At 59.5% G+C, this 14399-nt stretch carries 15 protein-coding genes; 2 read left to right on the forward strand and 13 right to left on the reverse strand.

The window, feature by feature from the left end; genetic code table 11:
- Positions 1–3 precede the first annotated feature (3 nt).
- Entirely contained in the window at positions 4–2061 is a 2058-nt protein-coding gene (gene dnaG, locus B9Z49_RS04675; protein WP_108352291.1) for a DNA primase, read from the reverse strand.
- A gap of 134 nt (positions 2062–2195) precedes the next feature.
- Between dnaG and B9Z49_RS04680 the strand changes: the two genes are divergently transcribed.
- The gene (locus tag B9Z49_RS04680) at positions 2196–3854 is read left to right on the forward strand and encodes an acyl-CoA synthetase (protein WP_108352292.1); all 1659 of its coding nucleotides are present in this window, start codon (positions 2196–2198) and stop codon (positions 3852–3854) included.
- A gap of 132 nt (positions 3855–3986) precedes the next feature.
- Here the strand turns inward: B9Z49_RS04680 and B9Z49_RS21500 are convergent, their stop codons facing one another.
- From B9Z49_RS21500 to B9Z49_RS04710, 6 genes are all read right to left on the reverse strand, one after another.
- Positions 3987–4232 (reverse strand): hypothetical protein, encoded by a 246-nt coding sequence (locus B9Z49_RS21500; protein WP_146188464.1) that lies wholly within the window; start codon positions 4230–4232, stop codon positions 3987–3989.
- Between the two features lie 85 nt (positions 4233–4317).
- Complete coding sequence (locus tag B9Z49_RS04690) at positions 4318–4866, reverse strand: NUDIX hydrolase (RefSeq protein WP_108352294.1); 549 nt, start codon at positions 4864–4866, stop codon at positions 4318–4320.
- Between the two features lie 4 nt (positions 4867–4870).
- Positions 4871–6187 (reverse strand): TRAP transporter large permease, encoded by a 1317-nt coding sequence (locus B9Z49_RS04695; RefSeq protein WP_108352295.1) that lies wholly within the window; start codon positions 6185–6187, stop codon positions 4871–4873.
- Complete coding sequence (locus tag B9Z49_RS04700; protein ID WP_199224985.1) at positions 6184–6705, reverse strand: TRAP transporter small permease; 522 nt, start codon at positions 6703–6705, stop codon at positions 6184–6186. The genes B9Z49_RS04695 and B9Z49_RS04700 overlap by 4 nt, the downstream gene beginning before the upstream one ends.
- A gap of 75 nt (positions 6706–6780) precedes the next feature.
- Complete coding sequence (locus tag B9Z49_RS04705; protein ID WP_108352296.1) at positions 6781–7815, reverse strand: TRAP transporter substrate-binding protein; 1035 nt, start codon at positions 7813–7815, stop codon at positions 6781–6783.
- A gap of 254 nt (positions 7816–8069) precedes the next feature.
- Positions 8070–8765 carry a fumarylacetoacetate hydrolase family protein gene (locus tag B9Z49_RS04710; protein WP_108352297.1) on the reverse strand — a complete coding sequence of 232 codons (696 nt, stop codon included), beginning with the start codon at positions 8763–8765 and terminating at the stop codon, positions 8070–8072.
- A 98-nt stretch (positions 8766–8863) separates the two neighbouring features.
- On the opposite strand from B9Z49_RS04710, the gene B9Z49_RS04715 reads away from it, so the two are divergent.
- Complete coding sequence (locus B9Z49_RS04715) at positions 8864–9304, forward strand: MarR family winged helix-turn-helix transcriptional regulator (protein ID WP_108352298.1); 441 nt, start codon at positions 8864–8866, stop codon at positions 9302–9304.
- Here B9Z49_RS04715 and B9Z49_RS04720 read toward each other — a convergent pair.
- The 6 genes from B9Z49_RS04720 to phnE all read right to left on the reverse strand — a co-directional run bounded on the left by B9Z49_RS04720 (position 9289) and on the right by phnE (position 14394).
- Positions 9289–9591, reverse strand: coding sequence for an antibiotic biosynthesis monooxygenase (locus tag B9Z49_RS04720; protein ID WP_108352518.1), 303 nt, complete (start codon positions 9589–9591; stop codon positions 9289–9291). The two genes, B9Z49_RS04715 and B9Z49_RS04720, sit on opposite strands and share 16 nt — an antisense overlap.
- A 90-nt stretch (positions 9592–9681) precedes the next feature.
- A complete protein-coding gene (locus B9Z49_RS04725) occupies positions 9682–10578 on the reverse strand; it encodes an NUDIX domain-containing protein (RefSeq protein WP_108352299.1) in 897 nt (298 codons plus the stop codon).
- Between the two features lie 6 nt (positions 10579–10584).
- Positions 10585–11406 carry a phosphonoacetaldehyde hydrolase gene (gene phnX / locus B9Z49_RS04730; protein WP_108352300.1) on the reverse strand — a complete coding sequence of 274 codons (822 nt, stop codon included), beginning with the start codon at positions 11404–11406 and terminating at the stop codon, positions 10585–10587.
- Positions 11403–12518: a TIGR03364 family FAD-dependent oxidoreductase gene (locus tag B9Z49_RS04735; RefSeq protein WP_108352301.1), complete on the reverse strand. Its 1116-nt coding sequence runs from the start codon at positions 12516–12518 to the stop codon at positions 11403–11405. The genes phnX and B9Z49_RS04735 overlap by 4 nt, the downstream gene beginning before the upstream one ends.
- Positions 12515–13606, reverse strand: coding sequence for an iron-containing alcohol dehydrogenase (locus B9Z49_RS04740; RefSeq protein WP_108352302.1), 1092 nt, complete (start codon positions 13604–13606; stop codon positions 12515–12517). Before B9Z49_RS04740 ends, B9Z49_RS04735 begins: the two co-directional genes overlap by 4 nt.
- Complete coding sequence (gene phnE, locus B9Z49_RS04745) at positions 13582–14394, reverse strand: phosphonate ABC transporter, permease protein PhnE (protein WP_108352519.1); 813 nt, start codon at positions 14392–14394, stop codon at positions 13582–13584. Before phnE ends, B9Z49_RS04740 begins: the two co-directional genes overlap by 25 nt.
- Positions 14395–14399: the final 5 nt, after the last annotated feature.

The raw sequence follows: 14399 nt of genomic DNA on the forward strand, positions 1-14399 counted from the left end.
GCCTCAATCCAGTGACACCATGGCCGCTGTGGCTTTGAGTTCGCGCCAGCGTTTGTCCAGGCTGCTGTAACGGGCCAGCGCTTCCGGGTCTTGGCCACTTTGGTGTTGGGCCAAGGCCTCGTTCTTGAGCTGTTGCAAATGGTCGATCATCAGCATGCTCAGCAATCTTCGAAGCTCTTGCCTTGCCTCTTGCGGATCGGGTGGAGTGGCGTTGTCCAAGCCCACCGCGTTGTTCATTCTGTCCTGTGCCACCCAACGCTGGGCATCTTCTGCAAAGGGCTGGCCTTGCATGTATTCGCTCAATGTGGACCAGCCCAGTGCCCCTTGTTCATGAAACACGGATTCGAGCCAGGCAAACAAAGGCCCATGCGGTGCCGGCAGGGCACACAACATGGCGTGGTCTTGACCGGCCAATGATTCCCACAGCGCCATGTTGCCCAGCAGCAGTCGGGCCGCGTGGTCGGCTCGACTGGCGGGCACGGTTCGTGGGCCGGTGTAAACGGGTGGCTGCTCACGTTTGTACTTGCTGTTACCTTTGAAGCTGGGCGTCCAGTTGGGGTTTTTGTTTTTCCAGTTGCTGTTGCCGTTAGACGGCACGAAAGTGTTGGCACCCGACCAAGCCTGTTGATCGCCGTAGTTTGGCTCGAAGTTGGGGTATTCGTCATGCCCTGCACTGGCTGCATGACTGAAGGCCGCGTTGGCCGATTGGGGTGCGGGTGCTGCTGCATTGCGCGAAGCAGGTGCAAAGCGCTGGTCACTGGCCGCTTGCTGGCCCCACAGTTTTTCCAAGCCTGCAGTCTCCAACTGAATCAGTTGCGCCAGCTCTAAAAGCAATTGTTGCTTGAGTGCGCCGTCAGGCAGCAGTTGCCACAGCGGGCGGGCTTGGCTCGACAGCCGAGCTCGGCCTTCGGCGCTTTGAAGGTCGCAGTCGGCGCTGGCCGCTTCGATCAAAAACCGCGACAGGGGCATAGCCTGTTTGATCTGCTCTGCAAACGCCTCTTGGCCAAACTCGCGCACATAGCTGTCGGGGTCGTGCTCGGCGGGCAAAAACAAAAACTTGATGCTGCGCACATCGGTGGCGTAGGGCAGCGCGCCGTCGAGCGCCTTGCGGGCGGCGCGTCGGCCCGCGCTGTCTCCGTCAAAACTGAAGACCACCGCGTCGGTGAAGCGGAACAACTTTTGCACATGGTCGGGTGTGCAGGCTGTGCCCAGGGTGGCCACGGCGTTGGCAAAGCCCAGCTGGGCCAGCGCCACCACGTCCATGTAGCCTTCGGTGACCAGCACATAGCCTGCGCTGTGCAGGGCTTCGCGGGCTTCGTACAGGCCATACAGCTCGCGGCCTTTATGAAAGACGGGGGTTTCGGGTGAGTTGAGGTATTTGGGGGTGCCGCTGCCGATCACCCGCCCGCCAAAGCCGATGCATTCGCCTTTGATGTTGCGGATCGGGAACATGATTCGGTCGCGGAAGCGGTCGTAGCGTTTGTCGTCTTCTTCGTTGACGATGACCAGTCCCGACTCGGCCAATAGCGGTTCGTCGTATTTGGGGAAGATGCTGGCCAGACTGCGCCAGCCTTCAGGCGCGTAGCCCAGGCCAAAGCGCTTGGCAATCTGGCCCGACAGGCCCCGGCCTTTGAGGTAATCAATGGCGTGCGGGGTGATTTTGAGCTGGTCGCGGTAGGCCTCGCCCGCTTTTTCCAGCACATCGCTCAGGCTGTCTTGCTTGGCTTTTTGGGCGGCGGCTTTGGCGCGGTCTTCGGGCGACTGCTGCTCTTCGGGCACCACCATGCCGGTTTGCTGGGCCAGGTCTTTCACCGCTTCGATGAAGGTCATGCCCGCGTGCTCCATCAAAAAACCAATGGCATTGCCGTTTTTGCCGCAGCCAAAGCAGTGGAAAAACTGCTTGGTGGGGCTGACGCTGAAGCTGGGGGATTTTTCGCCGTGGAAGGGACACAGGCCCATGAAGTTGGCACCCCCTTTCTTGAGCTGCACGTACTTGCCCACGATGTCGACCACGTCGACACGGGACAGCAACTCCTGGATGAAAGACTGGGGGATGGCCATGGGCTTATTTTCACCGATGTGGGCCAGCGATCGGTCAGGCCGGGTGAAGTGTTTCGGGGCAAACCAGCATGGCTTTGTGCGCCAGCTCAGGCAAACTGTGCAACATTGGACCTAGAGCCGAAAGGAATGCCTTCATGAACGAAACCAAAGTCAGCATATTTAACCAAGACTTGCCCCAAACCCCCGCCAACCACGCGCCGATCTCTCCCCTGAGCTTCATTGAGCGCACGGCCGAGGTGTACCCCCATCGCCTGGCCATCGTGCACGGCGATTTGCGCCAGGATTGGGCCACCACCTACCGCCGTTGCCGCCAACTGGCCAGTGCCCTCACACAGGCCGGCATTGGCAAGAACGATACGGTGGCCGTGATGCTCCCCAATACGCCGCCCATGGTCGAGGCGCATTTTGGCATCCCGATGGCGGGTGCAGTGCTCAATGCGATCAACACCCGACTCGACCCGGAGACCGTGGCCTTTATGCTGGACCACGGCGAGGCTAAGGCCGTGATCGTGGACCCGGAATTTTCGGGGGTGATGAAAAAAGCGCTGGCGCTGCGCCAGTCCCCCCGGCCTTTGCTGGTGATTGACGTGGAGGATGCGTTGTTCACTGGGGCCACCGAGCCGCTGGGCTCACTCACGTACGAGGCTTTTGTGGCCCGTGGTGATGCGAACTTTGCTTGGAGCCTGCCTGGCGATGAATGGGATGCCATTGCGCTGAACTACACCAGTGGCACCACCGGTAACCCCAAGGGCGTGGTCTACCACCACCGGGGCGCGGCCACCAACGCGATCTCGAACATTCTGGAATGGGACATGCCCAAGCATGCGGCGTATTTGTGGACGCTGCCCATGTTCCATTGCAACGGCTGGTGCTTTCCCTGGACGGTGGCGGCGCGTGCGGGCGTGAACGTGTGTTTGCGCAAGGTCGATGCCCAAGCCATGTTCGATGCCATGCGCAACCACGGCGTCACGCATTACTGCGGTGCGCCCATCGTGCACGGTCTGCTGGTCAATGCCCCGGCCGCCATGAAGGCGGGCGTGCCCGCAGGCATCAAGGCCATGGTGGCGGGCGCTGCGCCGCCTGCTTCGATGATCGAAGGCATGGAGCAGTTGGGCTTTGACCTGACCCATGTGTATGGCCTGACCGAGGTCTATGGCCCGGCTACTGTGTGCCCCAAACACCCCGAGTGGGATGCACTCGATATTGGCGATCGGGCCCGACTGAATGCCCGCCAAGGCGTGCGCTACCACCTGCAGCGCGATGTGCGCGTGCTCAACCCCGAGACGATGCAGCCCGTGCCACAAGACGGCGAGACCATGGGCGAGATCATGTTCAAGGGCAACATCACCATGAAGGGGTATCTCAAGAACCCCAAGGCCACGCAAGAGGCTTTTGCGGGTGGGTGGTTTCACAGCGGTGACCTTGCGGTGCAGTACCCGGATGGCTACTTCAAGATCAAGGACCGCAGCAAGGACATCATCATCTCGGGCGGCGAAAACATCTCATCGATTGAGGTGGAAGACGTGCTGTACCGCCACCCCGCGGTGCTGGCGGCGGCCGTGGTGGCTAAGCCCGATGTGCGCTGGGGCGAGACGCCTTGCGCCTTTGTGGAGCTGAAGGCCGACGCGCAGGTCACGGCCGAGCAGATCGTGGCGCATTGCAAGCAGCACTTGGCGGGCTTCAAGGTGCCGCGTGCGGTGGTGTTTGGCGAATTGCCCAAAACCAGCACCGGCAAAATTCAGAAATTCGAGTTGCGCAAGCAGGCGGGTTCGGCGCAAGCCATTGACATTTGACGGACCCCTGGGCCAGGCATCTGGAAGGTCTTTTTTTCTGTGCTGCTCAAACGACAAAGGCCACCTTGCGGTGGCCTTTGTTTGTGACTTGAACTGGGTCAGACCTGCTGGCACAGCCTGGCTGCGATGGGCTCAGGCCTTGCTCTTCTTTTTGGACTTCTTGCTTTTCTTGGAGGTCTTTTTGGCCGCTTTTTTCTTGGCCGGTGCTTCGGCTTTGTGTGTGGCAGCCGGGGCGGGTGCAGGGGCCACAGTCGGGTTGGCGGTCACGGCAGGGGCAGCAATTGGCGCAGGTGCGGGCGCCTGCGCCGGTGCGGCCGACTGGGCCATGGCGGCGGCAGCCAGCAGGCTGGCCAGTAGGGTGGTGATGGACTTGATCATGCGTCGCCTTTGAAAATCGGGAAAAAATAATTCCTTTATATTATGGAAGGCGAAGCTGTATTTTTGAGACAGGACATTCAAATTTTTATGCGATGTCGAAGGCGTGGGTGATGAAGTGACCCGCACGCCGGTCGGCAAAGTAGTGCTCCAGCGTTTCCTTGACGGTCCTGAAGGCCAGTTCGTCCCATGGAATTTCTTCTTCGGTGAACAAACGCGCTTCCATGGTTTCGTGGCCGGGGTCAAACACGTCGCTGGTCAGTCGGGCGCGGTAATACAAATGCACTTGACCTACACGGGCGACGCTCATCACGGTGAAAAGGTCTTCCATGATGAACTGCGCACCGGCCTCTTCGGTGGTCTCGCGTGCTGCGCCTTCCGAGGTGGATTCGCCCAGCTCCATGAAGCCTGCGGGCAAGGTCCATTTGCCTTTGCGCGGTTCGATGTTGCGTTTGCACAGCAGCACCTTCTCACCCCAGTGGGGCACTGTGCCCACCACGTTCAGGGGGTTTTCGTAGTGCACTGTGTGGCAGGCGGTGCAGATGGCGCGCAGCTTGGTGTCGCCGTCATCGGGCAAACGGTAGGCCACCGCTGCGCCGCATTGACGGCAATGGCGAATGGCTTCCCGTGTGTGCATAGTGTCAGATTTTTAGAGTAAACAAGACCACGGACGGAACAAACACGATCAGCAAGATGCGCAGCAGGTCCGAGGCTAAAAATGGCATGATGTACCGGAAGATGTCCTTCATGGGCACATCTTTCGTCATGCTGCTGATGATAAACACGTTCATGCCCACGGGTGGCGTGATCAGACCAATCTCCACAACCATCAGTGCCAATATGCCAAACCAGATGGCCTTGGATTCAGGGTCCATGCCCCACAGGTCAATGCCCATGATGATGGGAAAGAAAATCGGGATGGTCAGCAGCAGCATGGACAGGCTGTCCATCACGCAGCCCAGGACCAGGTAAATGCCGATGATGGTGAACAGTACGGCCAGAGGAGACAGGTCCATGCCGACCACCCATTTCGCCAGCTCGGTGTTGACTTGGGTCAGTGCCAGAAACACGTTCAACACGTCTGCGCCCAGCAAGATCAAAAAGATCATGCCCGTGCCCACCGCCGCACCGTACAAGCATTGCAGCAGGCCTTCACCGCGCAAACCGCCCGATTTCCAGGCCACAAAAGCGGTGGCCACGGTGCCGATCGAGGCGGCTTCGGTGGGGGTGAAGATGCCGCCATAAATGCCGCCAATGACCACCATGAAAATCAACAATACTGGCCAAGTCTCGGTCAGGGCCCGCAAGCGTTGGGCCCAGCTGAAACGATCACCCCGGGGCGCATCTTGTGGACTGATACGGGCGATGATGCCGATGACCACCATGTAGCCAATGGCCGCGATGATGCCTGGCACGAAAGCAGCCATGAACAATTTGGCGATGTTTTGTTCGGTCATGATGGCGTAGATGACCAAGGGCACCGAAGGTGGAATCAAAATGCCCAGCGTGCCGCCCGCTGCGATCACGGCTGCCGAAAGGCGCTCGGAGTAGTTGTGCGCTTTGAGCTCGGGCAATGCCACCTGGCCCATGGTGGCCGCTGTGGCCAGCGATGAGCCGCAAATGGCCCCAAAACCGGCGCAAGAAGTGACGGCGGCCATGGCCATGCCGCCGCGCCAGTGCCCAATCATGGCGTTGCCCGCCTTGAACAAAGCCTTGGACAGGCCGCCATTGGTGGCGAACTGGCCCATCAACAAGAACAGCGGCACCACCGACAAGTCATAGTTCGAGTAGCGTGCAAAGGCGACGTTCTTGTAATAGTTCATCAACGGGTCCCAGCCCGACATGAAGATATAACCCACACTGCCCGTCAGCAGCATGGCCACGCCAATATGGATCCTGAGCGCCAACAGCAGCATTAGGACGGCGAACATCAAGGAACCCCATTCGATGCCGGTCATGGTGTGATTTCTTTCATTTTTTCAAGGGTGCGGTAAAGGGCTGTGACGGTCAGCAGCGCAAACGAGGGCACCAGGGGCACATAGGCCCACCAAGTGGGGATCTCCAGCAGCATCGACGCGTCAAAGTTACCCTGCAAATCCCGCAAGCCCACCCAGATGCGCCAAGTGAGCAAAGCAGAAAACCCGGCCAACAACAGGTGCGCCAGCGTGTCCAGTAAGGCATTGAGTTGGGCGGGCGCTTTGGCTGTGAAAAAGTCCACGATCACATGGCCCGAAATCCAGTGGGTGTAGGGCAGCGACATGGCCACAGCACCCGCGCACAAAAACTGAACCAACTCGTAATCGCCGAGCAAGGGCGAGTCAAAAAACGCACGGCCAACGATGCTGCGCAAAGACATGAAGGCCATGGCCAACAAGGTCAAGCCCGACAAAATGGCCAAAAATTTACTCAAACGGTCCAGCACCCAGCCCAGACCTTGGTACTGACGTGTGGATATGACATGGACGACTTCAGCCACAGGGCTTCTCCTTGGGACAAAAAAATGGGGTGGGCCGCAGCTCACCCCATGGCTCTCGAAGCAAGACCGAAGTCTTTACTTGGTGTATTGCTTGATCAGGTCCTGGGCTTCCTTGAGCATGGCGGCACCGTTCAGCCCACGCTTGTTCATGTTGTCCACCCACTCGTTGTCCTGCTCGTCGGTGGCCTTCTTCCAGCGTGCCAGCTCAGCCGGTGGGATCACCGAGATGGTCTGGGTTTTGGTGTCTGCAAACACCTTGCGGCCTGGCACATCGTTGCCCTCTTGCGTGCCCCCTAAGAAAGCCGAGAACTCGCGACCGGAGTTCTTGTCGATCACGGCTTTCAGGTCAGCAGGCAGCGACTCGTACTTGGCCTTGTTCATGGGTACCACGAACACGGTGGTGTACAAAGCAGGGTAACTCTTGTCGGTCTCGGCGCTGAACTTGGTCAGCTCGTGCACCTTCAGGCCGGGAGCCACTTCGTAGGGGATCACCGCGCCATCGATCACGCCTTTGGACAGGGCTTCAGGTACCTGTGGAACAGGCATACCCACAGGAGTGGCACCCATCTTGGTCAGCATTTTGGTCACGTTGGCTGTGGGGCCGCGCACCTTCAAGCCTTTGAGGTCTTCCATTTTGGTGATCTGCTTGTCGCGGGTGAAGATCACGCCTGGGCCGTGCACGTGAACGGCCAGCAGTTTCACATCCTTGTGCTCGTCCATGGCGTTCTTTTGCACGAAGTCCCAAGCGGCACGGCTGGTGGCTGCAGCATTGGTCATGGTGAAGGGCAGCTCAAACACTTGAGTTTTGACAAAGCGGCCTGCCGAGTAACCCGCCACAGTCCAGACCACGTCGGCCACGCCGTCTTTGGCTTGGTCATACAGCTGAGGTGGCGTGCCGCCCAGTTGCATGGCGGGGTAGATTTCGCACTTTAGGCGGTCTTTGGAGTCGCGTGCAATGTTCTTGCACCAGTCGCCCAGCATGGTGGTGTGCTGGATGGACTGTGGGCCCAAAAAGTGGTGCACTTTAAGGGTGATGGTCTGGGCGTGAGCGCCAAAACCAACGGCCATCAGGCCTGCGGCCAAGGCCGTTTGTTGTAAGAACTTCTTCATCGACTTGTCTCCATCATGGGTTGAAAAACGGGATGATAAACCAACCAAGCGGTCGGTTAATGAAAAGAATGGCTCAAGGGGTGCTCAGTTTTGGGAGCCCTAAAGCCCCCTTCTTGCACCGCATATGAATTATGTTGCATCTTCGGTCGCCATTTACGAGGGTTAACCCTTTATTTTGAGGGGGTATGCACTTTTGTTCATTGAATAAAAGTGCTTTTGCGGCTGGTCGGACTGCGTTTTGGCGACCTTGCAGGTCAGGAAATTTTTATTTGCAAACTGCTCAAGCCCGCCACCTGGCCCACCAGCACATCGCCTGCCACCACGGCGGCCACACCTTCGGGGGTGCCGGTGTAAATCAGATCGCCGGGCTGCAGTTCCCATGCAGCGGACAGGTGTTCGATGGTTTCGGCCACGTTCCAGATGAGCTTGGCCACGTTGCTGCGTTGACGGTCTGCACCGTTGACTTGCAGGCTGATCTCTGCGTTGTTCGCATCGCCGGCTTGGGCGATGGGAGTAATGGGGCCGATGGGGGCTGAGTGGTCAAAAGCTTTGCCAATGCACCAGGGGCGACCTTGTTTTTTCATTTCGTTTTGCAGGTCGCGGCGGGTCATGTCCAAGCCCACGGCATAGCCATAGATGTGCTGCGCCGCGTTGGCCGCCGAAATGTTGCGTCCACCTTTGCCAATGGCCACCACCAGTTCAATTTCGTGGTGCAGGTTTTGCGTGAGGCTCGGGTAAGGCATGGCACCGGTCTGGCCCGCTTCGACCACCACCAGACTGTCGTTGGGTTTGAGGAAGAAGAAAGGCGGCTCGCGCCCTGTAAAGCCCATCTCCTTGGCGTGTTCTTCATAATTGCGGCCCACACAATAAATGCGGTGCACTGGAAAACGTTCGGGTTGGCCCAGCACAGGCACCGAGACCACGGGCATGGGTGAAAATACAAAACTCATGGGACGCTTTCTTGAACAAAGAAAATAAGATGTTAAACGCAATGCCTGAATGTTGGCACCTGCCTCAAACGCGCTGAACACCGAAACACGACACGCACATGATCCAAAGCATCGACCTGCAGGCCACGCCGGGTCACCTGATTCGACGGGCCCAGCAAATAGCTGTGGCCATTTTTGCCGAGCAACTGGCCAGCGCTGACATCACGCCCGTGCAGTTCGCCATTCTGAACGCCTTGTTGGGCAGCCCGGGCATTGACCAGGTGAGCCTGGCCAAACGCGTGGCCTTTGACCCGGCCACTTCGGGCTCGGTCATTGGGCGGCTTGAGGCCAAGGGTTGGGTGGTGCGCGAGTCTGATCCGTCTGACCGCAGGCGCAAGTTGTTGGTGGTCACGCCGCAGGGCGTGCAGGCTTTGGCCCATATCCAAAGCGATGTGGCCCGGGTGCAAGAAAAAATCCTGGCCCCCCTGACGCCTCAAGAGCAAAGCCAGTTTGTGCATTTGCTATCGCGCCTGGTGCAGGGCCATCAGGCCGAGGTGTAGGTCAGCTCGAAGTGCTCCACATGCGGGGGCGCGGCAAAGAAGGGGCCGACGATGGCGCGCCACTCGGCGAACAGCGGCGACTGGCGAAAGCCCACCGTGTGGTCTTCCAGCGTGTCCCAAAAAATTTGCAACACAAAGCGCTCGGGGGTTTCAATGCAGCGGTTGACCTTGGCCCCCCGAAAGCCCTTGGCACGCGCGGCCACGGTGCTTAAGCCCAATTCAATGGCTTGTTCAAAGGCCGCTTGCTGGCCAGGCTGGATGCGGATGTCGGCGAGTTCGAGGATCATGGTTCTGTCCAAAAAAGGCGAGTAAAACACCACGATACCCGATTCCCGGCCAATCAGGCGTCACGGGCAGGCCATTTAGAAGCCCCGTGATCAGCGCACTTTGCCGCTTGCGGTGTTGGCGTCTGAACCGGCCATGAGCCAGGCCAGACTTTGGGCCAATGAGGCGCAAGCGTCTGCGGTGAACTGACCTGATTGCATGCACGCGACCACCTCGCCGGGGCTCAGACGCAGGAATTCCTGCACCTCGCCATCGGCATTGGCGGGGTTTTCTTGCTCAGACAGGTGCAGCGTGTACACCAGCAATTGCTCGTCATGCCAGCCCTGGGGCTCGGGCCTTTGTGTGCGAATCACCCCGGAGCCACGTAAGCGGCCGGGCTCAGGCAGGCGCAAGCTGGCTTCTTCGGCCAGTTCACGCAGTGCCGTTGTCAAAGGGCTTTCTCCAGCCGTCAATCCCCCCGCGGCCAGGTTGTCCAGCAGGCCCGGATCGGTGGCTTTGTGGCTAGAACGGCGGCCGCACCACAAGTCACCTTGCGGCAAGAAACCGTGGATGTGCACCGCATGGCTCATCATGCCCAGGTGCCTGAAGCCCGCCCGCTCGACGCACAAAAACGGGGGCACGTCCAAAGCCGGTGGCCAAGCGGGCGTGTCAGGCCACCACGCGAAAAATTCACCACGCCAACCGCTCAAACGCCCATGGGCCGATTGCTGAACCAAAAAAGTCTGCAGGGCTTGACTGCGTTGCAATGGCTGGTCTGGTGACGATTGCCAGTGCAAGCGACCCCGTGCGATGGTGCATCCCGCCAGCAAAGCCACCATGTCCTGGGCTCGATCTGCAGACACCCAACCGATGTCGATCCCGTCACACGACCAGACCAAGCCACCCACAGGCAGCGCGTGTTGGGCCTGCAGTTGGCTGGCCAGCCAGGCTTGTTGCGGCCCGCTCAGGCGGGACCAAAAAGCTTGCTCAGGGCACAGGCCAGGAGTCATGTGGAGTCAAGGGGTTTCGCCCGAGGCCATGCGCTGTTCTATGCGCGCGATGGCGTCCGGCAAATCGGCAACACTGTCGATCACCTCGTGGGCCCCGGCCGAAATCAGCAGGTTGCTGGCGCTGGTCCTGGCATGGGCCTGGTCTTGTTCGCTGGCTTGCAGCCAATGCTCATGCGTCCAGCCCAGCGCGTTGCCACTCACGGCCACACCCACCGTCCAGGCGCCTGCGGCCAGGCCTTCGGCCAAGCCGGGTGAGGTGTCGTCGACCTTGATGACTTGCGACGCCTTGCCTTGCAAGCCCATGGCCTGCAAACAAGCCTCCATGCCCATGGGGTCAGGGCGGCTGCGGGCAACGTCGTCGCAACACACCACCAAGGCCGGTGTGAAGCCTTGTGCATGGGCGATCTCAATCAAGGGCGTCATGATTTTTCGGGTGTAACCGGTGGTGGTGGCAAAGGCCAAGCCTTGGGCCTGCAAGGCATGGTACGCCGTCATGAAGCCCGGAATGAAGTGGCTGCGGTCCAGAGCTGCTTTGGCACTCATGGGCTCAAACTCTGTCAAAAGTTGTTGCGCATCCGCGTTGTTGAAGGGGCGGCCATTCAGTGCTTGCCACTGGGCTGCGATGGTCGGCATGCATCCCAAGGCCGCGATGTGGTCAATCTTGGGCAAACCCATCGGCACACGAGCCTCAGCGATGGTGATCTCAACCTGGTGACGAGCAAACAACTCGACGAAGGCACCCATGGGTGCCAGGCTGCCAAAGTCCACGATAGTGCCTGCCCAGTCGAGCACGATGCCGCGGATTTTTTGTTCTTGTTGGGGATTCATGTTTTGCTCCAGTTGTGAATGATGTCTTCAGCCAAGCCAAAAGAGGTGCTCATGCCGGTGCCACTGGTCACGCTGACCAATTGCACACCTGGCAACACATCGCGCACCAGGCTGTCTTGTTGGGCGCTGGGGTAAATGCCCGTCCAGCGCTCTGTTACCTGGTAGTGGCCCAGGCACAGCAGGCGCTGCATTTCGTAGAGGATCAGGTCATCCACTTCGCGCGAAGCAAAAGGCCGCATGGCCTGGCCGTAGTGGTGTGAGTCGCCCACCACAAGCGAGCCGTCCTGGCTTTGCACCACGATCAGGTGGATGCCATGGGCCAATTCCTGGGGGGCTTCAACGCGCAGCTGATCGAGCAGCAATTGGGCTCCGGGCAATTCGCTGTAACCCCGGTAGCGCACCAGACTCAAATCGCTCATCACCCCAGCCCCGAGCCGGTAGCCGGGCGGCGGCTGAACCCGCAGCATTTGCAGCTGACACAGTTGGGTGTTGTTTTCGCTGAAAGCCTCTGGAAACAAGCTGCGCATGTCCGGGCCTGGGCAGACCAGGATGCGCTCGGCTTGCAGCCATTGCCCGCCGGTGAAGACGGCGCCAGAGATGACTTCTTGAACATGTTGCCCGAGTTGAAACACCACCCCTTGAGTGGCCAGCCAAACACGCAGTTTTTCAATGGCGCTGCGCGCCTCGATGCGCAACTCGTGAGGGCTGTACAAGGCCCCTTGCAAATGGCGCATGACAAATTGTGGCGCCTGGTCTTGCAGGGCTTGGCCTTCAAGCCATTGCAGATCCTGGCCCTCAGGTTGTCGGCACAATTCCTGCAAAACCATTTTGGCCTGTTGTCTTTGCGCCAGCACATACAAACCCTGGTGCTCAATGGCAATACCCGCTTGTGGGGCCAGTGCAGCCCACACATCGCGTGACCTTCGGGCGCGACGCCAGGTGTCGCCACGGCCTTGGCCAGTCACCGTGACAAAGCCAAAGTTGCGAATAGAGGCCCCCACACAAAATGGGTCGCGGTCGATCACCCGCACGCTTTTGCCTTGTTGCAAAGCAGTCCAGGCGCAGGCCAGGCCGACGATGCCACTTCCGACAATGATCACATCGTTGCTCATGCTGTGCTTCCCACAAAGTTGCGGCCTCGGGTTGAGCCGAGTGCCTGCTGTAGTTGATGAAGGCCGGCCGGGCTGCTGCGCAGATCACGCGGTGTAATGCCCAGATTTTTCAACCAGGTCGACAGTTGCTCGCGGGCCTGGTGCCAGCGACAGTCAAAAATGTCTGCCAGGTCGCCCTGCACCTGCGGGCTGATGGCCGCTGCGATGTCCAGCACCATGGGCAACCACACCGCACAGGCGTGGCCATGGGGCAGGTTTTCTTTCAAGGTCAGGTCATACGACAAAGCGTGGGCCAAGGCCGTCTGGGTTTGCGACATGGCCAAACCGGCCAGCAAGGACGCTTGGCTCATCTGTTCGCGCAAATCCTGGTCTTGTGGTTGGTTCATCAGTGCCGGCAGGGTCTGCAAAACCATGCGCGCAGAACGTACCGCCAAAGGGCGCGTGATCGCATTGGCATGGTGGTTCCAGATCGATTCCAACGCGTGCGCCAGGGTGTCCAGAGCGGTGTCCCGGGTCAAGCCTTCGGGGCAAGTCAAGGTCAAGTTAGGGTCAACCCAGGCCTGGTCGGCAAAGCCCTGGACGCAGGACCACGAGCGCTTGATGGCAGGTTGGGCATCGAGGTCCCACAAGGTGGCCCAGGGTGTGACCTCACTGCCTGTGCCCGAAGTGGTGGGGGCGCACCACAAGGTGTGCCGCTTGTGATCGGCAGGCAGCTTGTTGGCACGCCAAACCGATGGGGCCAGCGCCAGGTCATTCAGCTCAAAGCGGGCCAGTTTGGCCAAATCGAGCGTGGTGCCGCCACCGATGGCCAGCAAGGCGGCGTCTGGTTGTGTGGCCCACAACGGCCAAAGTTGCTGGCACAACTGCAGCGCCGCCGTGATGCTGCTTTGGGCCGACCGTTGCCAAATCCAGCCCACGCACAGTTCGCCCCAGTGCCTTTTCAAATCGGCCTCCCATGCCAAAGAGATGGCATGCGGGTCGGCCAACACAAAAAACGGTTGTTCAGGTGTGTGGGTGTGCAACAGGTTCGGGCCCCATTCGAGCTGAACCGGGTTGAACCATGTCAAATGAATCGCTGTCGCAGCCATGATGAAACCATGTCAATGAGGGAGACGGTGACGATTAACATCAACAAGACAGCGCAGGTCTGGGCGTATTCAAAACTGCGGATCACTTCAAACAAGATCACGCCAATGCCGCCAGCACCGACCATGCCCACCACCGAGGCCGAACGCACATTTGATTCAAAACGGTACAGCGAGTAGGACAGCCACAGCGGCATCACTTGGGGGATCACGCCGTAAGCTATTTCGGCCAATTTGTGGGCGCCTGTTGCCCTGATCCCTTCCACCGGACGCGGGTCGATGGCTTCGACGGCCTCGGAAAACAGCTTGGACAATGTGCCAGTGGTGTGGACAAACAAGGCCAGCACCCCGGCAAAAGGCCCCAGGCCCACGGCCACAATGAACAACATGGCGAACACCATTTCATTGGTGGCCCGACAGGCGTCCATCATTCGGCGAACCGGCTGGTAGACCCAGACTGGCGCCACATTGGAAGCCGATAGCAATCCCATGGGCACGGCGGCCACGATGGCCAGCACTGTGCCCCACAGCGCGATGTGCAGCGTGATCACCATTTCGCGCAAATACATCCGCCAGTCCTTGAAGTCGGGCGGAAAGAAATCGGCGGCAAACGTGCGCATGTTGGCCGCATCCCGGATCAAGTCTAGGGGGCGGATTTCTGCCCCCTGCCAAGCCCAAGCCAGAACCCCCGCTGCCACCAGCCAAATCAAGTAACTCAGGCCCTGGCTCTTTTTGTGCGAGGCCAGTTGTTGTAGCTTCTCCAGATCGGCGCTGGCGATGGCACTGGACATTGTGG

Source organism: Limnohabitans sp. 2KL-51 (assembly GCF_003063645.1).
GTDB lineage: Bacteria > Pseudomonadota > Gammaproteobacteria > Burkholderiales > Burkholderiaceae_C > Limnohabitans_A.